The sequence below is a fragment of the Paenibacillus violae genome (genome assembly GCF_032461945.1).
GTDB classification, from domain to species: Bacteria; Bacillota; Bacilli; order Paenibacillales; family NBRC-103111; genus Paenibacillus_E; species Paenibacillus_E violae.
Genome location: NZ_JAWCUD010000003.1, coordinates 391,612 through 414,213, shown reverse-complemented (window position 1 = coordinate 414,213; position 22,602 = coordinate 391,612). Strand labels below are relative to the sequence as shown.

At 46.0% G+C, this 22,602-nt stretch carries 17 protein-coding genes and 1 pseudogene; 14 read left to right on the top strand and 4 right to left on the bottom strand.

Going from position 1 to position 22,602, the window contains the following annotated elements; genetic code table 11:
* The first annotated feature begins 51 nt into the window (after positions 1 to 51).
* The 10 genes and pseudogenes from RQP52_RS13065 (at position 52) to RQP52_RS13020 (ending at position 13,231) form a co-directional block, all read left to right on the top strand.
* Complete coding sequence (locus RQP52_RS13065; RefSeq protein ID WP_315951985.1) at positions 52 to 1,944, top strand: beta-L-arabinofuranosidase domain-containing protein; 1,893 nt, start codon at positions 52 to 54, stop codon at positions 1,942 to 1,944.
* Positions 1,945 to 2,096: 152 nt separating this feature from the next.
* Complete coding sequence (locus RQP52_RS13060; RefSeq protein ID WP_315951983.1) at positions 2,097 to 3,890, top strand: cache domain-containing sensor histidine kinase; 1,794 nt, start codon at positions 2,097 to 2,099, stop codon at positions 3,888 to 3,890.
* Positions 3,868 to 5,469, top strand: coding sequence for a response regulator (locus tag RQP52_RS13055; protein WP_315951982.1), 1,602 nt, complete (start codon positions 3,868 to 3,870; stop codon positions 5,467 to 5,469). Before RQP52_RS13060 ends, RQP52_RS13055 begins: the two co-directional genes overlap by 23 nt.
* 270 nt (positions 5,470 to 5,739) lie before the next feature.
* Positions 5,740 to 7,083 (top strand): ABC transporter substrate-binding protein, encoded by a 1,344-nt coding sequence (locus RQP52_RS13050; protein WP_315951980.1) that lies wholly within the window; start codon positions 5,740 to 5,742, stop codon positions 7,081 to 7,083.
* Positions 7,084 to 7,174: 91 nt separating this feature from the next.
* On the top strand, positions 7,175 to 8,077 hold the full coding sequence (locus RQP52_RS13045; protein ID WP_315951978.1) for a carbohydrate ABC transporter permease: 903 nt from the start codon (positions 7,175 to 7,177) through the stop codon (positions 8,075 to 8,077).
* 1 nt (position 8,078) lies between these two features.
* Positions 8,079 to 8,909, top strand: coding sequence for a carbohydrate ABC transporter permease (locus tag RQP52_RS13040; protein ID WP_315951977.1), 831 nt, complete (start codon positions 8,079 to 8,081; stop codon positions 8,907 to 8,909).
* A gap of 33 nt (positions 8,910 to 8,942) precedes the next feature.
* Entirely contained in the window at positions 8,943 to 10,097 is a 1,155-nt protein-coding gene (locus RQP52_RS13035) for a glycoside hydrolase family protein (RefSeq protein ID WP_315951976.1), read from the top strand.
* Positions 10,098 to 10,116: 19 nt separating this feature from the next.
* Positions 10,117 to 11,690, top strand: a pseudogene (locus RQP52_RS13030) (glycoside hydrolase family 43 protein).
* Between the two features lie 172 nt (positions 11,691 to 11,862).
* A complete protein-coding gene (locus RQP52_RS13025; RefSeq protein WP_315951974.1) occupies positions 11,863 to 12,288 on the top strand; it encodes an NfeD family protein in 426 nt (141 codons plus the stop codon).
* A 1-nt stretch (position 12,289) separates the two neighbouring features.
* Positions 12,290 to 13,231 carry an SPFH domain-containing protein gene (locus tag RQP52_RS13020; RefSeq protein WP_315951973.1) on the top strand — a complete coding sequence of 314 codons (942 nt, stop codon included), beginning with the start codon at positions 12,290 to 12,292 and terminating at the stop codon, positions 13,229 to 13,231.
* Between the two features lie 94 nt (positions 13,232 to 13,325).
* On the opposite strand, the gene RQP52_RS13015 is transcribed toward RQP52_RS13020, so the two are convergent.
* The 3 genes from RQP52_RS13015 to RQP52_RS13005 all read right to left on the bottom strand — a co-directional run bounded on the left by RQP52_RS13015 (position 13,326) and on the right by RQP52_RS13005 (position 16,134).
* Complete coding sequence (locus RQP52_RS13015; protein ID WP_315951971.1) at positions 13,326 to 14,003, bottom strand: ABC transporter ATP-binding protein; 678 nt, start codon at positions 14,001 to 14,003, stop codon at positions 13,326 to 13,328.
* Positions 14,000 to 15,124, bottom strand: coding sequence for an ABC transporter permease (locus tag RQP52_RS13010; RefSeq protein WP_315951970.1), 1,125 nt, complete (start codon positions 15,122 to 15,124; stop codon positions 14,000 to 14,002). The genes RQP52_RS13015 and RQP52_RS13010 overlap by 4 nt, the downstream gene beginning before the upstream one ends.
* A gap of 149 nt (positions 15,125 to 15,273) precedes the next feature.
* A complete protein-coding gene (locus tag RQP52_RS13005) occupies positions 15,274 to 16,134 on the bottom strand; it encodes a helix-turn-helix transcriptional regulator (RefSeq protein WP_315951968.1) in 861 nt (286 codons plus the stop codon).
* A 163-nt stretch (positions 16,135 to 16,297) separates the two neighbouring features.
* Here RQP52_RS13005 and RQP52_RS13000 point away from each other — a divergent pair, with 163 nt between their 5' ends.
* The 4 genes from RQP52_RS13000 (at position 16,298) to RQP52_RS12985 (ending at position 21,243) form a co-directional block, all read left to right on the top strand.
* Positions 16,298 to 17,683 (top strand): family 4 glycosyl hydrolase, encoded by a 1,386-nt coding sequence (locus RQP52_RS13000; RefSeq protein WP_315951967.1) that lies wholly within the window; start codon positions 16,298 to 16,300, stop codon positions 17,681 to 17,683.
* Between the two features lie 15 nt (positions 17,684 to 17,698).
* The gene (locus RQP52_RS12995) at positions 17,699 to 18,931 is read left to right on the top strand and encodes an oligogalacturonate lyase family protein (protein WP_315951966.1); all 1,233 of its coding nucleotides are present in this window, start codon (positions 17,699 to 17,701) and stop codon (positions 18,929 to 18,931) included.
* Between the two features lie 189 nt (positions 18,932 to 19,120).
* Positions 19,121 to 20,245: a hypothetical protein gene (locus RQP52_RS12990; RefSeq protein WP_315951964.1), complete on the top strand. Its 1,125-nt coding sequence runs from the start codon at positions 19,121 to 19,123 to the stop codon at positions 20,243 to 20,245.
* A gap of 170 nt (positions 20,246 to 20,415) precedes the next feature.
* Positions 20,416 to 21,243, top strand: a complete 828-nt coding sequence (locus RQP52_RS12985; protein ID WP_315951963.1) for a polysaccharide deacetylase family protein — start codon at positions 20,416 to 20,418, stop codon at positions 21,241 to 21,243.
* Positions 21,244 to 21,410: 167 nt separating this feature from the next.
* Here RQP52_RS12985 and RQP52_RS12980 read toward each other — a convergent pair whose 3' ends face one another.
* Positions 21,411 to 22,343 (bottom strand): AraC family transcriptional regulator, encoded by a 933-nt coding sequence (locus tag RQP52_RS12980; RefSeq protein ID WP_315951962.1) that lies wholly within the window; start codon positions 22,341 to 22,343, stop codon positions 21,411 to 21,413.
* Between the last annotated feature and the right edge of the window lie 259 nt (positions 22,344 to 22,602).

Below are 22,602 nucleotides of genomic sequence, written 5' to 3'. Positions count from 1 at the left end.
CCTATTGGGGTTTAAAATATTCTTAAGATACAAAAAAATGGAGGTATCCCATTGCATATAACTAAAATGATGGATTATCAGGTAGGACGAGTTAAACTGTCGGCGGGTCCGCTTGCGGCTCGTTTTGAGCTAAATAAAAAGTATGTCATAAGCTTAACGAATGAAAATCTACTTCGTAATTTCTATCTGGAGGCAGGTTTGTGGAGTTACAGTGGAAATGGGGGGACCACAAGCGCGACTACGACGAGCATGGACGGACCCGAACATTGGCATTGGGGCTGGGAATCACCGACTTGTGAGTTGAGGGGACATATGATGGGGCATTGGCTGTCTGCAGCAGCCCGCATTTATGCGCAAACCGAAGATTTGCTGGTTAGAGCTAAAGCGGATCACATCGTCCAAGAATTGGCGCGTTGTCAGGAGGCGAATGGGGGAGAATGGCTTGCTGCGTTCCCAGAGTCTTACATGAATAGAATAGCCAAAGGAAAGTATGTCTGGGCACCGCATTATACGATTCATAAACTTTTGATGGGGCTATACGACATGTATGCAATTGTTCAAAATAAACAAGCGCTCGATTTAATGCGTGGTTTAGCTTCTTGGTTTTACCGCTGGACGGGGCTGTTTAGCCGAGAACAAATGGATGACCTCCTTGATTTAGAAACAGGTGGCATGTTGGAGGTCTGGGCAGACCTATATGGTATAACACAGGATGAAACACATCTCGCATTAATCCATCGGTACGATCGCCGCCGTTTTTTTGACGCCTTGTTATCAGGACAAGAGGTATTGACGAATAAGCATGCCAATACGCAGATTCCTGAAATTTTGGGAGCTGCTAGGGCGTGGGAAGTAACGGGAGAAGAACGTTTTCGGGAGGTTGTGGAGGCGTTCTGGGCATGCGCGGTTACGAATAGAGGATATTATTGTACGGGGGCTGGAGATGACGGTGAATTATGGGTGCCTCCCGGTCAGATGGCGGAAAGGATGGGAGTTGGACAGGAACATTGTGTGAATTACAACATGATGAGACTTGCCCATGTGCTGCTCAGATGGACAGGAGAACCACAATATGCGGACTACTGGGAGAGAAGATTCTATAACGGAGTTCTTGCTCACCAGCATGGAGAAACAGGCATGATTTCGTATTTTCTAGGTGTCGGCGCGGGGAGTCATAAGAAGTGGGGCACCCCTACACAGCATTTTTGGTGCTGCCACGGTACGCTTGTTCAAGCGAATGCCTCTTATGTGCAGCAGATTTTCATGGAGGATAAGGATGGAGTGGCTGTGTGCCAGTGGCTGCCAGCCGAAGTTAATCTAAGTCTAAACGATAGTCCAATTACCATTCATCTTAAGCAGGACGGGCAATATGGTGTCTATCCTTTGAATAACTGGAATGTAACGGGAATGACGGCCATAACCAAAATTGATATGCCACCAATCCCTGTACATCGCCCTGATCGATTTACGTATAGTTTGACGATTACTTGTGACAAGGATGTTGAATTTACATTAAAACTTAGAGTCCCAAGATGGGTAAGCAATGAGCCCATTATTTACGTGAATGGCGTCCAACTTACAAATCCAGTAAGGCCTCAATCGTTCATTGGAATTCGTAAAACATGGAGTAATGGGGATACCATACAAATTGAGTTTCCTAAATCATTAACAACCGAGCCACTTCCTGGCGCAGAAAATATGGTAGCTTTTATGGATGGCCCGATTGTTTTGGCAGGGTTAATTGAACGTGAACATCGATTATATGGTAACTCTGCGTTGCCAGAGACTATGCTCGTAGCAGATCGGGAAAGAAATCACAGCTGGTGGAATGTGGGCTATTATCGAACGAAAGGACAGGACGTGGGTATACGTTTTATCCCTCTATATGAAATTAAGGATGAGACATATTCCGTTTATTTTCCTGTTGATCAGGTCCCCAAATAAGTGCGGCTTCTTGACAACGACATCCATAAGGATGGCGTTGTTTCTTATATCTTAAAAAAGTGCACTTCCACATGCAATATCATCGCTCGTTTCGTGTGTGAATTCTGTTAAAATGGACTTATTCTATAACGAAAGCATGAGGCGGCTCACAGATGGCATCGAACCCTTTTCGGATGCACAAAAGCATTTTTGCCAAATTTACACTCTCTTTCATTTCGGTAGGTCTTATCCCGCTGCTCATTCTTAGTTATATTTCTCTGCAGACGTTCAGCGGCTTCATGGAGCGTTATGCGACGAATAACTATGAGCAAATGTTACTGTTTGCCAGCCGAAATGTGGACGATATGTTCGTCAAATACAACAATATTTCAAAACTCATGTACTCCTACGGAGTTGGCGGTCTCTATGGTCAGTTGGGACAAGCAGTTGCAGCGCAAAGCAAGGAAAAAGATATCCGATTGACGATGACTATTAACGATTTCTTGCAAACGGTGTTATATACAGAACGTAATCTGCAAAGTGTCTTTTTTGTTCTGCCAAACGGGACTTTTGAAAGCCTATCTAAGAACAATGTTGCTCTGGATTACCAATATGCATATCCAAAGGTCGAATGGAAAGAGCAGACGAAGCTCAACCGTAACGGACTCAGCTTTTTTCCGACCCACAAGCAGGATTATTTTCTTGGGGCCACGGATCCAGTGATGACGTTTGGACGCAACCTTACGGATGTACTGGGCTCGTCCAAGGTAGAAGGTGATATTGTTGGTACCTTTTACATGGACGTAGGGCTTGATGCGTTTACTGAAATTTTTAAACAAATGGTCCTGAATAAACAAGATACCGTCTACGTGGTAGATGATCAGGGAATTATCCTTTACAGTAATCAACCTGAACGAATCGGTACTGTTTTCCATGCGAATACGTCGGACGATTTCTTGCATCTACAACAGGCTACAGCAGAGAATAATATTAAAATTATCGGTGAGTTTTATAAAAAAGAAATGTTCCTCAAGGTCGAACAGCTCTTACGGACGATTACGATCGTCATTGGTCTTTGTATCGTTTCGTTAATTGTGGTTGCGGTTTGGTTCTCGAATCGCTTCTCCAATCCAATTCGCAGCATTACCCGGGAAATGTCGAAGGTGGAGTCCGGTAATTTCGATACCAAGGTGACGGTGAAGACAGCAGATGAGTTGGGGCTTCTTTCCCACGGCTTTAACAAAATGGTGGGACGGCTGAAGGAATACATTGACGTCGTGTATGTTGCGCAGATTAAACAGAAGCAAGCGGAGCTGAATGCATTAAAAAGCCAGATCAGGCCGCATTATTTGTACAATACCTTGGAAGTGATTCGGATGAGCGCTGTTGCGGAAGATGCGAATGAGGTGGGTGATATGATTTTGTCATTATCCCATCAACTCAAGTATGTACTCGATTACGGGGAAGAAACCGTTACAATCAAGTCTGAGAAGACCAATGTGGAGCAATACTTTCAATTGATGGTTATCAGGTACGGCGAGCATAGGTTAGGTTTAGATTTCCGGTTCGATGCGGATTTAATGGACTGTGCGATTCCGAAGCTATCCCTGCAGCCGATCGTCGAAAATGCCATTTATCATGGTATTATGCCAAAGTCAGGGAAAGGCACCATTCGTATTTCAATTGAAAAGCTGCCGGATAATCTGCTTAGTGTGACGGTGGATGACGATGGTGTAGGGATGAGCGAAGATACACTTGAACGAGTTCGATTAAAGTTGGCTAAGGGCAGCTCGCTAGATATAGGGAGCAGTATAGGGCTCATTAATGTCCATGAACGCATCGTGGGGCTGTATGGGCACGGTTTTGGCATTGAGATCAACAGCAGCCAACATATTGGTACTACTGTCCGTCTAGTCATTCCGTTAACGAAAGAGGTGAGTGTCCATGTTGAACGCCATTCTAGCTGATGATGAACCGATCATTATCAAAGGGTTGAAAAAGCTTATTCCATGGGGAGAGCTAGGCATTACGATCGTCGGTGAAGCCCTGACTGGAAAAAGTCTTATGGAGCAAATTGAAGACAAATTGCCTGATCTTGTCATCACCGATATTAGCATGCCAGATGGTTCGGGCATCGATGTGATGAAGGAAGTACAACGGCGGCAGTTGCATACGAAAATTATTTTCGTCAGTGCGTATCAGGAGTTTTCTTATGCCAAGGATGCATTAGCCTTCGGAGCGGTTGATTATTTGGTGAAGCCGATTGAGAAAAGCCTGCTGCTCGAGGCAGTAAGCAAAGCAATGACGCAGCTGAAGGAAGCGAATGAGGATCTATCCTCCAAGGGGAAGCTGGCGGTTTATGAGCAAAAAGATAAGAAGACACAACTCGAGGAGCTGTTTGATCGGCTTACCCAAGGGGATATTCGGTGGGAGGAAGCGCAGCGCAAGCTTCAGAGCTTGAACACGCAGTTTACGGCTTCATGTTTCAGCGTGCTGTATGTGGAGCTTGCTCATGTACAGCTACAGGATGGCAGATGGGGCGAGCATGAGAAGCGTCTATTAGTATTTGCAGTATCCAATCTGGCAGATGAGTTGATCCAACAGTATGGCAGCGGCCTCGTTATTCGAAAAGGCGAAAATTTATGCGTTATCGTGAACCACTTGGGCATAGAGGATAATTTGCAGCATCTCGCGAGCGAAATGCGGGATAAGATTTCCTATTATCTTAAAATTAATGTGACGATATGTATCGGTAAGCCGGCCCACAGTCTGCAAGAACTAAGGCAATCCTATATGTCGGCTGTCGAGACGATGAACTATAGCTATTTTGAAAAGGAAGGAACGATTCTGTCCTGGTACCAAAATGAACGGCGTGACGGCTCAGATCATCTCTTGGCAGATGCCAAGTTGGCTGTGATGAAAGCGGTCATTGCCAAGGACAAGCAACAGGTGCAGGAGCTGTTGGGGAACTTATTTGATCATGCTGCAAGCAACGCTAATGGTCGCAAAGAATCGGCCGTATTAATCGTATATACCATGCTGACGGACTTAATGGAGGAGATGTCGGCTGTCGGGATTGACCTTCAGGTGTCGCCGGAGCAGCGGAAAGATTGGCAGCAGCGCATGCATCAATTTTACCGTTTTCGCGATCTCACCGATTTCATATCTGATCGCATAATGGACATACTGGAACAAGTAAACACTGCAGGCGGCAGCCGCGAAGCGCAGCAGATGAAGATGATTAAGGAATACATTGAGGAGCACTATAGCGAGAATATCACGCTGGAAAGCATGGCTTCCCAAGTGTTTATGAATCCATATTATTTTAGCAGCTTCTTTAAGAAGCACACGAATGAGAATTTTAAGCAGTACGTCACAAACATTCGGATGAAAAATGCCGTCCGCTTACTTTTGCAAACGGATCTGCTCGTTTATGAAATTGCAGAGCGGGTGGGCTATCATAATCCAAGGCAATTCAGCGATATGTTCAAGAAAAGTTATGGCAAGCTTCCGCAAGAATATAAGAGTCAAATCAAAGGTAACTAGTCAGGAATTCTAATTGTAGGGGAGAACAGCTTCTGCTTGGCTTCTTTTTGAAGCGTTGGCGGAAGCTGTTTTTCATATTCGATGATCTCCCTAGCCTTCGTTCACACCTTCTTAAATTCATGCATATCAAGCTTAAAAAACTTCATTCTAAACGATTTTGTCGTATGTTAGTCTTAAATCAGCAACAGAACAGCACCTGATGAGTCGAGAAATCAAATAGCTTGAGATGTTCACAAGAAGCTAGATATTAAAGGGAGGTTACTTTCTACCATGGTTAAAACTTTTTCTAAAATACTCGTCGGATCGACAGCTTTAGCACTCATTTTGGCAGGCTGCGGTAACAACAGTGATTCCGCAACTTCAACGTCAAGCGCCGCTCCGGCTGGCACAGCTGCAGCGACAGCGGCTCCGAAGAAAGACGTAACATTCAGCGTCATTTATGCAACTGGCGATCCAGCGACCAAACAAGCTGTGGTTGATTCCATTGCTGCTTACACGAAAGCAAATCCGAACGTTAAAATCAAAGATTTGAGTGAAACGACGACAGCGGCTTATCTCGACTTTTTGAAAACGAAAGATGCGGTTGGCGAATTCCCTGATCTTGTCGAAATGCGTGATACCCAATTGTTCGCGGACGCTGGCAAGTTGGCTGAACTTCCTAAAGATCTACAAGGTTTGTTTGAAAGCGTACCGCAAGTAAACGGCAAAGTATACAATGCGCCAATCTCGCTGCCTGCACCCCAAGGGATTATTTATAGCAAGAAAGCTTACGCGGATGCAGGGATTACGGAAGAGCCTAAAACGTATGCAGATTTCCTCGCGGCTCAAGAAAAACTGAAAGCAAAAGGGATTTCCCCCATCGTTGTTGGCGGTAAAGATATTTTCCACTGGGGCTTCTGGGTCAATAAATTCTTGATTGACGAAGTGTACATCAATGATGCGGATTGGAACGCTAAGCGTTCTGAAGGTAAAGTGAGCTTTACGGATCCAGGTCCAGCGAAAGCGATGCAACTGATGACGGATCTGTTCACGAAAGGTTATGTAGATAAAGGGTACATGAGTACGGCGGATAATCAGACGGCTTCCATGCTCGTAACAGGCAAAGCAGCAAGCTTGTTCTCCGGTCCTTGGATGTTCCCAACGATCGCACAAGCGGATCCGAAATTTGATTTCGGATGGTACCCGGTACCGGATCAAAAAGGTGCAGTAAACGTAGTTGGCCTTGCTCAACCCGCAGGTTGGTCTCTGTCAGCTAATGCAGCGAAAGATGCAGATAAAACAGCTGCGATCTCGGATTTCATCAAATTCTTCTTCAGCAAAGAGCAATACCCGAAATACCTGAAAGTGGCAAGTGCCATTCCATCAACGAAAGAAAAAATGACCTATGATGCTTCACCTCAATTGCAAGAAGTGCTAACGATGATGGCGGATCCGAACGTGAAAAAATCACTTCAAATAAACAACTTCTGGGGAGCTAACCAAATCCCGCCGCAATTCCGTAACTGGTTCTACAAATCTGTTCAAGATTGGTTAGTTAAAGGTGATTTCAGTGCTGATTACTTGAAAAAAGCAGATGCTGAATGGGACACGGAAGTGAAGGCAATGAAAAAATAACAAACAAAAAGGCTGCAAACGGAGAACCTCTGCGTCACTTGCGGAGGTTTTCCTGCTACTGCCTTCAACATTCAATAGGAGGCATAAGAGAATGAACACCATACAGCCTGTAAAGAGAAAAAGAAAATGGCTAACCTTTTCTGTCGTGTTTATTATTCCTGCTCTAATCCTCTACACCTTATTCGTCATGGTACCGACAGCGAGCAGTATCTACCTTAGCTTTACTTCCTGGGATGGCGTTAGTCCTGATATTCGTTTCATTGGTTTCGATAACTTCGTAGAGATGTGGCACAGTGAGCGTGTTCATAACGCGCTGAAAAATACATTAATATTGTCGGTCGTCTTAGTTGTTATAGAAAATGCCGTTGCCTTGCTGCTGGCGATGCTGGTCGATCAGGTGAAATGGTTCCGTAACTTGTTTCGCAGTATTTTTTACTTTCCAACGCTTCTCAGCGGGATTGTTATGGGATTTGTCTGGACGATTATTTTGAATTACAACTTTGGTGTCGTTACGCAATTACTCGATAAACTGCATCTTTCCTTCTTAAAGGTTGATTGGCTTGGAAATCCGGATTACGCATTGATTGCTATCATTTTCGCAACGGTATGGAAAGGCGCCGGCTATTATATGATTATTTATTTGGCTGGGTTGCAGGGTATTCCACCAGAGCTATCGGAAGCGGCTAGTATAGACGGTGCGAACCGCTGGCAGCAATTCCGGCACATCACATTTCCGCTGCTGGCAGGTGCCTTTACGGTGTGCATGATGTTATCGATGATTGCGTCCCTCAAAATATTTGATCAGATCGCCGTCATGACGGACGGAGGGCCTGGTTTTGCAACAGAAACACTGACTTACATTATTTATAAAGTCGGATTTGGCGAATTACGTCAAGGATTCGGAACTGCATTATCCCTTGTTCTCTTTATTCTGATTCTTATCGTATCACTCATTCAAATTAAGCTGCTTCGCAGCAGGGAGGTGCAGTTATAAGATGAGAAGACAGAAAAGTATACTGGAGATTCTCCTCTTTGTCCTGACGCTGGTCCTTGCCATTATCTTCTTCTTCCCGATCTATTTCAGCTTGATTTCCGCCTTTAAAAGCAATGGAGCCATTCTGCGGGATGCAATCTCATTTCCAACCAGCTGGTACGTGGACAGCTTCGTGTATCTGTGGACCAAAACCGATTTCCCTAGAGCGATGGTCAACTCTATCATTTTAACAGTAAGCTCAATTGTTGCGATGATTGCGGTCATCCCCATGGCGGCGTACGCCATTGAACGGACGAATAAAAGATGGACGAATATGGTTTATGTTTACTTTCTTGCGGGTATGATGATTCCATTTCAAGTCTATATGATTCCACTGTTCAAAGAGATGAAAATGATAGGTTTCTACGGCACATTGAGCGCACCGATTCTCATCTACATTTCCGGCTCCGTCGGGTTCGGTGTGCTGCTTTATACAAGTTTTCTAAAAGGGGTACCACGTGAAATTGAGGAAGCGGCTGAGATCGACGGTTGTTCCAAATACGGCATTTTCTGGAGGATCGTATTTCCACTGCTTGGGCCGTGTACAGCGAGCTTGGTTGTGCTGAACGGTCTCGGCATTTGGAACGACTTCCTGATGCCTAGTTTGGTGCTGCCTTCGGATAAGCCCAAAACGATGATCGTCGAAATTTTCGGCTTCGTCGGCGAATTTGCTTCTCAGTGGGACATGGTTTTCGCAGGCACTGCGATTTCAATTATCCCTGTCCTGATCGCATTCATCGCGCTACAGAAGTACTTTGTCAAAGGGATTGCCGCAGGTGCAACGAAAGGTTAATCACTAAACAATGGGGAAAGTAGGCAAAAACGTATGTTAAAAGAGCAGGATCAAAGCTGGTTGAATGAAGTCATTGATCGGATTTCGACGAAAATGGACTGGGTTAGCGAAAAGTCCAAGCATAAAATTCCGTATACGACGATTAACGGAACACATGATAATCGTATCGTGGATAATCCTACAGGTACGGAGACAGATGAAATTAATTGGTGGACGAATGGCTTCTGGGGCGGCATGATGTGGCTTATGCATCACGAAACCGGCCAAGAGAAATATAAAGAAATCGCGCAAATTTCAGAAAAAGAATTAGATCGTTGTTTTGAGGAATTTTATGGACTGCATCATGATGTTGGATTTATGTGGCTGCCGACGAGTGTGGCCAATTATAAAGTGACGAAGAATCCGGAATCTCGCAAGAGAGCGCTGCATGCCGCTGTCCTGCTTGCAGGTCGTTTTAATTTGGCAGGAGGCTTTATTCGCGCATGGAACGACTTAGAAGGCTCCGATACAAGAGGATGGGCAATTATTGATTGCATGTTTAATATTCCGCTGCTGTACTGGGCTTCGGAAGAAACCGGTGATCCGCGGTTCAAGCAAATCGCGATGAAGCATGCCGATACGGCGATGACGGCGTTTGTTCGGGCAGATGGATCTGTGAACCACATCGTAGAATTTGATCCGTTTGAAGGTGGTGTGATCAGATCGTACGGAGGACAAGGGTATGAAGAAGGCTCTTCCTGGACGAGAGGGCAGACCTGGGCTTTGTATGGGTATATGATGAGTTATATGCATACGCAAAAGGAAGACTATTTGCAAACCGCGAAACGGATTGCCAATTATTTTATCGCGAACATTCCTGAGGTTGGCGTGATTCCGGTTGATTTCCGACAGCCGAAGGAACCGAAGCTGGAAGATGATACAGCTGCAGCCATTGCGGCGTGTGGTCTGATTGAAATTGCGAAAGTCGTAGGCGAGCATGAAAAGGATCTGTACCTCGGCGCTGCGTTGAAGTTGCTCAAAACGCTGGATAGTAGCCGAATTGATTGGTCAACGGGTAGCGATAGCCTCATTCAATTCGGTTCAGCTGCCTATCATTTGGCGAATCATCATCACGCAATTATTTACGGCGATTACTATTTCATGGAAGCGATTTTCAAGCTTAAAGGGAACGATTTGTATTTGTGGTAGTGAAAAGGAGCATGACAATATGATTCAAAATCCAATTCTGCGAGGCTTTAACCCGGATGCATCGATCATTCGGGTTGAAGATGATTATTATATCGCAACCTCTACCTTCGAATGGTTCCCTGGCGTGCTGATTCATCATTCCAAGGACTTGATGAACTGGAGGCCGTTGACACGTCCACTAGATCGCGTGAGTCAACTTGATTTGCGCGGAGTGCCAAGCTCAGGCGGCATTTGGGCGCCTTCCTTAAGCTACGACAAGGGTACTTACTATCTTTGCTTTACGAATGTGGTTGGCCGAAAAGGTGTATATAAAGATCTGCACAACTATATCGTGACGGCGTCTTGATTGAAGGACCTTGGTCGGAACCGATCTATTTGAATTCCAGCGGTTTCGATCACTTCTTGTTCCACGACACGGATGGCCGCAAGTATCTGTTTAATATGCAGTGGGATTTTCGCAAAAATAAAAATCGGTTCGCTGGCATTATCATGCAGGAGTTCTGTCCAAAGGAAGGCAAGCTGATCGGAGAGATCAAGCTGATTACCGAAGGGACAGATTTGGGTGTAACGGAAGGCCCGATGGTGTATAAAAAGGACGGCTACTACTATTTGCTGGTAGCTGAAGGGGGAACGGGTCCGATGCACGCCGCCACCCTTATGCGTTCAACTTCCGTAGTGGGTCCCTATGAAGTTGATCCGGACTACCCGATGATCACAACAAGAAATACCCCGGATCATCCGCTGCAAAATGCTGGCCATGGTTCCTTGGTGGATACGCAGCTAGGGGATTGGTACATGGTATTTATTTGTTCTCGTCCTCTTCCGGACGGCAACAAACTCAGTCCACTAGGACGAGAAACCTCCCTTCAGAAAGTAACGTGGACGCCGGAAGGCTGGTTGCAGCTGGCCGCAGGCGGAAAGCAGCCGCAGCTGCACATTCCTGAGATTGAGTTGACGCCTCATCCGTTTGATCCGGACCCGATCCGCGATGATTTTGACGAACGGAAGCTCAGCGTGCATTGGCACACACTGCGCGTCCCAGCTGATGAGTCATGGTTAAGCTTATCCGAGCGTCCTGGCTATTTGCGGCTCAAGGGGAGAGAGTCGCTTACCTCTTTGCACCACCAAAGCCTAGTGGCAAGACGCATTCAAAGCTTTACTTGTGAGATCGTGACATGCGTGGCGTATGAGCCGCAAGCTTTTACACAAATGGCGGGCCTTGTGTTTTATTATGATGAGTCCGATCATTACTATCTGCGCATCTCCCACGATGACCAAGTCGGCAAGCATCTGGCGATTATCGTTAGCGATCAGGGGCAGTATGATGAATTAGACACGTATGTGCCGATTCCTGAAGGGCAGGTATATCTCAAAGCCGCAATGACTTTCGATAAAATTCAATTCTTTTATTGTTTAGACGGTCAGTCGTGGCAGCCAATTGGTCCGACGTTGTACTCCGGTAATCTTGCCGACAGCTACCAAAGCAAATTATCCTTTACCGGCGCTTTCGTTGGTCTTTGCGCACAGGATTTGCGAGGAACCCGCCTGCATGCGGACTTCGATTTCTTTGATTACATGGAGCTTGATGCCTAGGTTTTGCAGCTAAAAGTTTATAAAGAAGCCAGTAAACCTTGAGTTTGCTGGTTTTTTGCATTTCTCGTTCCTAAGTAACTACCACCTTTGTTGTTTTTAATGACATAGTCAAGCCTGATATCACATAAAACTTAACAAGGAATTGATGCTGAAAGCGAGGTGCGGAAATAAATTGCTTTGGTTACTGTGGCTTATTTTGGCTGTGTTGTTTGTGATATTCGAACTTTTTACCGGTACTTTTTTTATGTTAGTTCTAGCAGCCAGTGCTTTTATTTCAATGATCACCGCATTATTCCACCTTTCTTTTCTGATACAACTAGGTGTGTTTACAGTGTGTGCTTTCTTGATTTATGTTTTTCTGTTACCAATCGTTCGCAAGCTAATCCCTTCATCCAATGAAATACTGCCATCCCCCAATCAATTAATAGGCCAAAAGGCATTCGTAATAAGTGATATTAGGCCTGGTGAAGGTGGTTTGGTTAAAGTGAACTCCGATCTGTGGAGCGCATTCGCAGATGAGTTGATTCAAGCAGGTGAAGAAGCGATTGTCATAGATGTTAAAGTCACGAAACTTTATGTAAAAAAGGGGCAGGTGTAATATGGTAGGGGTTATCGTATTTCTATTTCTCATTATTCTCATTGTTATTGTTATCATTAAAGGAATTAGGATTGTTCCTCAACAGACCGTAGCGATTGTTGAAAGAGTAGGGAAGTTTTATAAAACACTGCATGCAGGTATTAACATCATAATCCCAATTATTGATAATGTTCGTAGTCGGCATGATTTAAGAATTCAGCAAGAGAAAGTTCCCTCGCAGTCCGTTATTACAAAAGATAACGTGGCCATTGGTGTCGAGCTCGCAACATTCTTCTCCGTGGTTGATCCTAAATTAGCTACATATGGCATCGCTAATTATGTGCAAGGCATTCATAATATTGTAGCTTCAGCTTTACGCTCCACGATTGGTAAAATGGAACTTGATGAAATTCTTTCGAATCGCGACCGCATTCAGGCTGAACTGCGTCAAGCGCTGGATAATGCTTCTGAAAACTGGGGAGTGAGAATCGATCGAGTGGAAATTTTACAATTAGAGATTCCAATCGATATACAAACTTCCATGGAGAAACAAATGAGAGCTGAACGAGAAAAACGGGCGAATATTTTACAGGCAGAAGGGGAGAAACAAGCTACGGTTCTTCGTGCAGAAGCGCAGCAGTCTGCTGTTATCCTTGCAGCGGAAGCGGAGAAACGACGACAAATTCTTGACGCTGAAGCCAAGCAAAAGTCACAGGAATTAGAAGCTTTAGGACGTGCAGAAGCTATTAAGCTTGTTGCGAATGCAGAGCGTTCACGAATTGAAGCACTAAATGAAGCCGGTCTAAATTCGGAGATTCTTACTTATAAGTCTTTTGAGGCACTTTCCGAGATGGCTAGAGGAGAAGCCTCAACAATCTTCATCCCAACGGATATTGTTAGTACATTAGGCTCAGTTGGAACGATTGCAAAAGTATTCAACTTAGATAAAAATAGCGATAAATAATACAGCTCAGTCTTAGTACGGGATTCCAGAGTTGAAAGTAAGGTATTACAGAAAAGCCTCCAAACCACGTTTAAGATGGGTTTGGAGGCTTACCTTATTTATGGATCAATTTACCATTATCTAGAAAAAGAACTCGATCACAAAGCGACAACACTCGGTCATCATGCGTTACCATAACCGCGCTTTTTCCCTGATCCTTTACTTGCTTCGCGATCATGCTTACTACATCGTGCCCTCGTGACGCATCTAAGCTTGCTGTTGGTTCATCAGCGAACAGGACAGCCGGGTCATTCATTAGGGCTCTTGCGATAGCGACCCGCTGACGTTCCCCCCCAGAAAGCTTCTCAGGATAGGCCGTTCGACGATGAGGTAACCCCATCTTATCGAGCAGTTCTTTGGCTCGTTTGGCTGCCTTCTCCTTGTCCATTCCGGCAAGTTTGGCTACGACCATCAGCTGTTCTTCCACTTTCAAGTATGGAATTAAATTGGCGCTTTGAAAAATAAATCCGATTCTTCGGAGTCGCATTTCAGAAAGTTCTTGTTTGCCTTTGCCGGTGATCGATTCCCCATCAAGTAGAACATCCCCACTTGTCGGTTCAAGAAGTGCTCCTGCTATGGACAGGAATGTACTTTTGCCCGAGCCGGAAGGTCCCATTACCGCGACCAGTTCACCTTCAGCCACTTCAAGATTTAGCTTATCCAAAATCGTTCTTTCGATACCGCCATCCTCAAAAGTCCGTGTAATCGCCTGTAATTCAAGTCTGTTTCTCATGCTGCCGTCCTCCCAATCGCATCCAAAGCGTCAATTTTGGCGACTTTCCACACCGAAAATAGCGATCCAGCCAGAGACATTGCTACAAAGGACAAGCAAGTAAGTGCCAAGGTAGTGAAACCTAATTGAAATGGCATAGAACTTGGCAATATAGCCTCAAACAATTGTACCAGCAGGACGCTAATGACCAAACTACCAACCGATAAAATCAAGACCTGCATCGTCACACTTCTGGCTAGATAGGCAGTACGTGTACCAATAGCTTTCAAAATACCAAATTGACTGGTTTTTTGAATCGTAATGACATAGAAGAATACGGCCAGTACAAAAGCGGAAATAATAAACAAGAATCCAATCATCATCAGAAGAGAGCCTTGTTCTTCTTTGTAACCAGGAATCGCTGAGACTGCCTCAGCCTTCGATATTACCTCTGTATTGGGGAGCGCCGCCTGAAGATCCTTAACTCTCTCACTTGAGTCTTTAATCGCAAGCGCATTGTAAACTTGACTCTCTGCTAGCTTAGTTCCTTGACGAGCAGGTGTCTGCGACTGGAGATTAAGCCAGTCCTGTTGATTTAGAAAAACAGCCGGTGTATGGCTGAATGACTCGTTCTTCACAAAGCCATTCACGGTCCATTGTGTTCCCGAGGCTTGATCTACAAGGATTGTGCCTATTTTCACGCCAGAATCAGCCAGCTTTTGATCCACAAGAACATGTCCTTTTGCCTGATCCGAGAGGGGGGAACCTTCTGTTATTGCTGGAGCCAGCCAGCCATTGTTAGTAACTGCGAGCAGTGTAACGTCAATCTTCTCTGTACCCTCGGATCGAATAACCGTAGTCATTTTGACACCAAGTGGTTCCACATTCTCTTTTCCTACTATTAAGCTAGCTTTTTCTAGCTGGTTCTGATCCACCTGAGACCTGGTAAAGCGATGATTAGAATCCTGTTCCAAGACAAAATGAGTTGCTGCCATATTCTTAACGGAAGCCGCGTTATCGTACGCAAGCCCCTGTGCAAGACCAGTGACAAACAGAACAAGAAATGAAACAAGCACCATAATTGTAGCAATTAACGAATACCGAGCCTTGGCAAACCTCATTTCTCGAATAGCCAGATACATTTTTGCTTCCCTCCTTTGTAATAACCTGAGTATAGGAAGTGAAAATGAACGGCGAATGAACAGCATGTTACAGCTGAGAATTCCATGAATGTCTTTTCTCTAGCAATTGCTCCATAACTTAAGGAGTTGGCATTTAGCTTTACATAACTTCATCTCACACCTCTGCGATATTGCAGAGGTGTTTGTTCTACATGGCGCTGAAAAATCCGATAGAAATGCTGCAGATTATTGAACCCAGAACCTAGGGCAACCTCTATAATGGAAAGTTCCGTTTGCTCCAATAGTTTTTTGGCTTCTAATATTCTTCGGTTTAACACATATTCAAATAAAGTAAAATGGGTCGTCTCTTTAAACAAATGGCTTATGTAATATTTACTCAGTCCAAATTTTGCTTGAAGCTGCTCCAGGGAGATCGGTTTGGCGTAATTTTTATCGATATAGAGGATCAATCCCCTGATGTGTGGATTAAAGGCAGGAGACGGCTGCTGCTGGTCTGCCAGTTCCTTAAATCGGATTAGCAGCTGGAGTAAATTCAGCTTTATTTTGGCCCCGGCTAGCGGATCGCAATCGTTCAATCCATGCGCGGACACCATCGTTTTGAATAGAGACGTCAGTGCGCTCCGCTGCTCCGGCTTCGTCTCCACCTTACGAGGACCTTGATGAATTAACCACTCCAAGGTGGGCTCCAGTCCGGCTTCCCGAAGCATCCCTTGAATAAACTCTTTGCTGAAATTAATCACATATCTTGCATAGGGACGGTTCGGCTGGTAGTGGATTCGATGGATCTCGTATTCGTTAATGAAAAAGAAGTCGCCGTCCCGGATCGTGTAATTGTTGTCCCGCACGAAGATTTCAAGGTCCGCCTTGACAAAGAAATCAAGCTCGAAGGCATTATGATAATGGTGAATGACTGGTTTTTTCCCGATTTCCCTATCGTGCGTATAGCTTATGGAGAAAGGCGGGGTTCGGTCGTAAGGAACATCGTAATTAGACATGGTCGTCTGGTCCAACTGCAGGCTCCCTCCTTCAGGAACTAAAGCAACTATAAATATATTATAGCAAGATAGGTGAATGAATGGAGAGAAAAACAAGATAATTGAAGACGCTTTCGCCACTCAGATGGTACGCTTTAATTCGTAAATATCAAGCTCTTACTCTCTGGAGGCGAAAGAGATGGATTCTATGAACTTGACGATAATCGGTGGCGGGAGCGTCAACTGGATGGCAGGGCTCATGCGGGATGTATATTTGTTGGACGAGATTCAAGGTGGTGAAATCAGACTGGTCGACCCGAACCGGGAGCATGTTGAGGCAGTAGCCGCTATGCTGCACACATTTAATCGGCTTCGTAACAAGGAATACCGGGTTCGCATTATGGATGATCGGAAGGAAGCGCTGCAAGGAGCCGACTTCGTACTGACGACGTTCAGTCCAGGAGCGATGGATGCGTTCTGGAATGATTTGGAGCTGCCCATCCAATACGGTATCCGTCAGCCGGTATCGATGACGGTTGGACCATGCGGCATTTCTGCTTCGCTGCGTACGGCACCGGTTGCCTACGAGCTTGTGCAGGAAATGGAGGAAATATGTCCGGGCGCCTGGTTGTTCAATGTGACGAATCCCATGAGTGTCGTCACCCGGGCCATGAACAAAGCGGCCAAAAGTGTTAAGGTCGTCGGCATGTGCCATGAGCTGCACGCGGCTCCGAAATATTTCGGCCCGATGCTTGGCTTGCCCAAGCCTGAGGGCATGAACGTGACTGATTACTTGTATCGCTGGCTCCCAGAGCAAGGATTTCATTATGAGGTTGCAGGGGTCAACCATTTCATATGGCTGACGAAGGCAGAGCTTAATGGCCAGGATGTACGGCCTCGAATCCGAGCGTATGCCCAGGAACATTGGGATATCGAGGACGAAGGAGCCGCAGGAAAGCATGATTCGTTTCACAACAAAAGCGCAGCGAAGCTGGCATTATGCCGTCATTTCGGGTACTTGCCGCTGGCTGGAGACCGCCATCTGATCGAGTTCTATCCAAGTCTGTGCAATGTGAGAAACGGGTACGGCATGAAATACGGCGTGCTTAAAACGACGGTAGACGCTAGGCGCTTGACGAAGGTTCATCAGCTGGACACGATCCGGCAGCTGGCAAGCGGCGTGAAGGAGGTTTCCTGGCAGCGATCCGGCGAAGAAATGACGGAAATCATAAAGGCTATTGTGACTGGCGGCGAGACGCCCGCGATCGTCAACGTCCCGAACGAAGGGCAAATCGGAAACATGCCTAAGGACGTGATCGTGGAGACACTCGCGACGGTCGGATCGAGCGGGATTCACCCGTGGGCCTCAGGTGATCTGCCCGGTCCGGTCGGCAGTCTGTGCAGGCTTCACGCCGATGTGCATGAGCTTACGTTGAAGGCGGCGTTGGAGGGCAGCCGGGAGACGTTGATCGAAGCGTTAAGCCTGGATCCGCTTAGCGGGCTTGCTGATTTCTCCGAGCTCGGGGAGCTGGCTGACAGCTTGCTTCGGGCGAATCGGAGTTGGCTGCCGCGTTTTTTTAACTAGAGGGGAGAGCAAGCAGTGAATACGTTCAAAGGTACCATCTTCAAACATCAATTACAGAAACGCAAGGATGCGCTAACAGGACGGACTGTGACTCAGCTCACTTCGCTGCCTGGAAATCATCATCATTTGTATTTTACGAGCAGCAGCTTCACCGTTGATAACCGGCAAATGCTATATATCAGCGACCCGGGCAGCGGCAATCCGAATTTGTTCAAGTTGTCGCTGGAAGACGGTACGGCTGTTCAGCTTACAGACAATTGTGATGGCTTAATGAAAAGTTACGTGTACTACGACGGAAATCCGTACCGCGGTTTTGCAAAAGCAAGCCCTAGCTTTGCTCCTGCAGATGGCCTTCTGCTATATATTCAAGGCAACGAGGTGCGATTGCTCGATGTAAACGGGTTGGAGGAGAGGGTCATCTATCGACTCCCGGAAAACGTGATGACCGGATTTACGCATTTGTCCGGTGATGGACGATACGCTTGTATCCCTTATATCGATTCTGCAGCGTTCGAGGTTGGAGAAGGCAATCCGTTCAGCTTGATTCGTGAGAAGGTGAAGCGGGACAGCATAAGCTCACAAGTCGTTGTTATCGATACGATCTCAGGGGAGACACTCTACGACTTTTCACATCAAGGCTGGGTGACCCACGTGCAGTTTCACCCGAGTGATCCGCGAATCATCCTGTTCAACCATGAAGGCGGCATGGTCGATCAGCGCATTTGGCTGTATGATCACGGGAAGATATCGAAGGTGAGGGATCAATCGAACGGGGGACAGTCTTTGTGGATTTGCCATGAAATGTGGGCGAATAAAGATCATGCGGTAATTTATCACGGAACCCGTGGCATTCCTAACGATCCGGCAATGAAAGAAGTGGTGAAAGAGCAAGAGCCGATTGTCAGTTTTGTTGGTTATATGGATTCACGGGAAGGGGAGTACACGGAAGTGAGCTTTTTACCTGACATGTCGGCTTATGGACATTTCACGACAAGCACGGACGACTCGCTGCTTGTGACCGACGGCATTATTGATGCTCACAGCATTCATCTGTGCCGGATAGATTGGCTGCGCGCCAAGCTGGACATGACACTTCTCTGTCTCCATAACAGTAGTTTCTCTGTGCAGGACGTGCATCCGCATCCGATTTTCAGCCATAACGACCAGTACGTTCTATTTACCTCGGATGCTCATAATGAACGGACCCAAGGCAACATCTATATAGTTGATTTGCACGAAAATGTATAAATCAAAGGGAGGGTTACCATGCATCCTTTTATGGGGATAGAACAGTGGGACAAAATTGGAATGTCTGTAGCCGAATCTGCCAACCGGCTGCACCGGCTCGCTTACATCGATAGGCGGCTGGCAAGAATCGAAGCCGGCCATCTGATCGCCCGGCCGGAATATGAGCTCAAAGGGGCATTAGCCCGGCTGGTGTGGCAAGATGCTTCCTTCCATGAGCAGTGCCGCAATCGCTGCAGGCAACTGCGACTGAGCACGGCAGCTTTCGACAAGTGTCCCGACATCGCGCTAGAGCGGCTGACGAATCAAGTGCTCGATTCTGCAAACACATTAACCTTATTAGTTGCGTTGTTTGGAGTGGTGAAGCCGGCTCAGCTGGCGGCCATCGACGATTATATGCAGCGAGCGCAGCCCATCGTCGACGAGCCGACAATCATGATGCTCCGGCATCAGCAGCTTGACCGGCAGATGCAAATCGACTGGGGCCAATCAACCGTCATGGAGTTGCTTCAATCCGCCTCGGAAGAGGAACGCCGGGATGCCGAAAAGTGGAAGTCGTTTCTCGAGAATTTGCTGCAGCGAGCGGGGGGCATCAGTGGTACGGAGCCACGGCCGGAGCATGATGCCGTAATACCCGAACCAACCATTTCGTTTGAGCTGCCGAATGCTTCGATCCGGGACAGCCGCTTTAGAACAAACCGGCGCAAGTTCGACGGAGTGACGTTCGAGGACAACGACACCGGACGGCTTGAGGCCATGATGCTGCACCGGTTTTATGAAATGACGGCAACCGAGGCGCTCGCTTACATCTTTTTCAGTGCGGAAAGCAAGCCATGGGCATTTCATTACGATGTCGCTCGACATCTGTGGGATGAGGCCCGTCATTCCTGGTTCGGGGAAGCGGCGTTACGGGCGAAAGGAAGGGATGTTTATGCCATTCCGAATTGGACTGGATTCTACGAAATGTGCGTCAACGAATTTGATAGTATTGACGAAGCTTATACCCACCTTACGATTGCCATAGAAAAGGCGGCCATGAAATATCCTCCGGGGAAGAGGGAAGAGTGGGAGTTTTGTCGCGATAAAGTTCAGGATCCGTTAATGACGACGTTTCAGGATTTCGATTGGGCAGATGAGGTCGTTCATGCAGGGTTCGGACAAAAATGGATCATTCATGATGTGCATCAAGGGGATCAGGATCAAGCGCAGTTGGCAGCAGCCGTCACTCAGGAGAAAAGAACGAGGTTTATGGAACGGGAAGTGGGGCAGGCGCCCTCCGATAAGCAAGTCACCGACCGTTTTGCTGGTGGTTACTAGGTTTAATACTAACTAAATTGTACCCTATCGAGAAGTCATCTGACTCGATGGGGTCATTTTTTTATACATTAATTTCGGTATACCGTTATAATGTCTAAAATGAGAAATATAGTACATAAATATAAGCTTTTATAGTATATTTAATAAGTTGTCTTGGTTTAGCAATTAGAGTGGCAGAAAGAAGTGGTACAAAAATGAAAGTTATCCGAACAGCAGTATTTCTATTTGGCATATTAGGAATGACGGGGTGCAGCAATTCAGTGCAACCTGAAAGTCTAGTTTCTTTACCTGATCCACAAGTCATCACGCCAATAAACATAGAACCCCAACAAAAAGTGATAAAGAAAATAGATGATTCTAATAGTGACAAAAAAAGTGAAAGTGCTGCAGTAATCAATAATGTAAAAAAAGACGGTCTTAAAGTCGCTTTAACTTTTGATGACGGTCCTGATGAAAAATATACCCCGCTCATCTTGGATATCTTGAAGAAGGAGCAGGTTAAAGCGACTTTCTTCGTAGTCGGAGAACATGCGAAAGAACATCCGAAAATGATGAAAAGGCTTGTAGATGAAGGTCATGCGATCGGTAACCACTCATGGGATCATGTTAATCTTTCCGAAGCGACTGCCGATAAGATTCAGAGTGAAATTGGCTCAACGGATGATATGATAAAGCAAATTACAGGTGTAGTCCCTACCCTATTCCGAGCACCCTATGGTGCTGTTTCTCCGCAGGTCCTAAATGTATCTATGCAATCTGGTCATCAAGTTATCGGTTGGTCAGTTGATACGTTAGACTGGGATGGGAAAAGTGTTTCGCAAATTCTAAGCAATGTACGAAAAGAGGTCGGACCTGGCGCAATAATTCTCCAGCACTTTGCAGGTGGGAAGCATGGGAAACTCGGTAACACGGTAGAGGCGCTTCCTCAGATTATCTCCTATTTGAGGCAAAAGGGTTATACCTTAGTGACGGTTCCAGAACTAATTTCTGCAAATTAACTTTATTTCAAGGCTGTTAGACTGCGATATTTTGCAGACTAACAGCCTTTTGCTTAGAGTGTGATGTTTCTAATTATGCTAAAAATATCCAATTATATCGGTTCGATGACAGGAATAGGATCTCATTGCTGGCAGCAATCATTGTGGCTTTTTTATGGTCGTTGGTTTTAAGATTTCTGAGGAGGTGGAGATACCAGCGGGGGACTTTCAGCCGTTTCGACAGCGCTTCTATAGACGGATGGCGCAATCCCGATCCAACGCTTGAATTGGCGGCTGAAGTGGGCGCTTGTTTTATACCCGAGTATCATGGCGATATGATCGATGGACAGGTCAGTCTGAAGCAACAGGCGTTGTGCCTCGCTTAACAAAATTTCCGACATATATTTGCGGGGAGCTTTCCCGTAAACCTGTTGAAATACGCGATTCACCTGGGATGGACTCAGCTTCAGGGATTCGGCTATATCTTGGACGAATTTTCTTTCGTTGTCTTCCACTTGGCCATGAAGCAGGCTGCTTCGGATCGAAGCTTCGATATTTTCGGCGATGCGGCTGGCCAGTAATTCCTTTTTCGTAAGCACGATGTTGTCGGTTTGGGACAGTTGTTCCACCAACGTTCCCAAAAGCTCAAATACGGATGCGTACATCTTCATACTTTTTGCAGCAGAGAGCGATCGACTTTTGTTTTCAGTAGCAAAATTACATAACTCTGTTAGGAAGGGGGCCAATTCTTTGACAAGGGGAGTAGATGCTTCGTAGCAGGCGGCTTGACGACGCTCCAGCTCTTTGGAGAAAGCGGGATCTGCTACGCTGAAATGAATGCAAAAATAAGTGAAGCCATGAGAGCCTGCAGACTTGCATGAATGAATAATCCCCGGACGTATGAAAAGTAGATCTCCCTTTTTCTGATCGTAAATCTGACCCTCCACGATCATCTTCATGTCCCCTTCGATCATCCAATGAAGCTCGTACATAGGATGTTCATGGGATGGATAGGTCCAACTGGGACCCACATCGCGAACATGCAGCCCCATCAAGTGAAAAGACATTCGAACGTCGGGAAGCCTGCCAATTTCAACCATATCAGCGATCAATTCAGACATTGTATACGTCCCCCCTTGCTTTTCGATCTATTCTACACCATTTATACAGCGCTTTCAATCGGGAGGGAATGCAAGAAATGGGTAAATGTTCTAAGCGATTAGTGCATCGTCAACTCCAATATAGTAGTGGTATGTTAGTATTATCACAGGTCAAACATAGCAAACAATGCAATTGCAAGGCGTCGTCAGCGTATGCTGGCTGGATGAACAAATCAGAGGGTGGCCGATTCATTAAAGCGATCCGGCTCACTGTAATCAA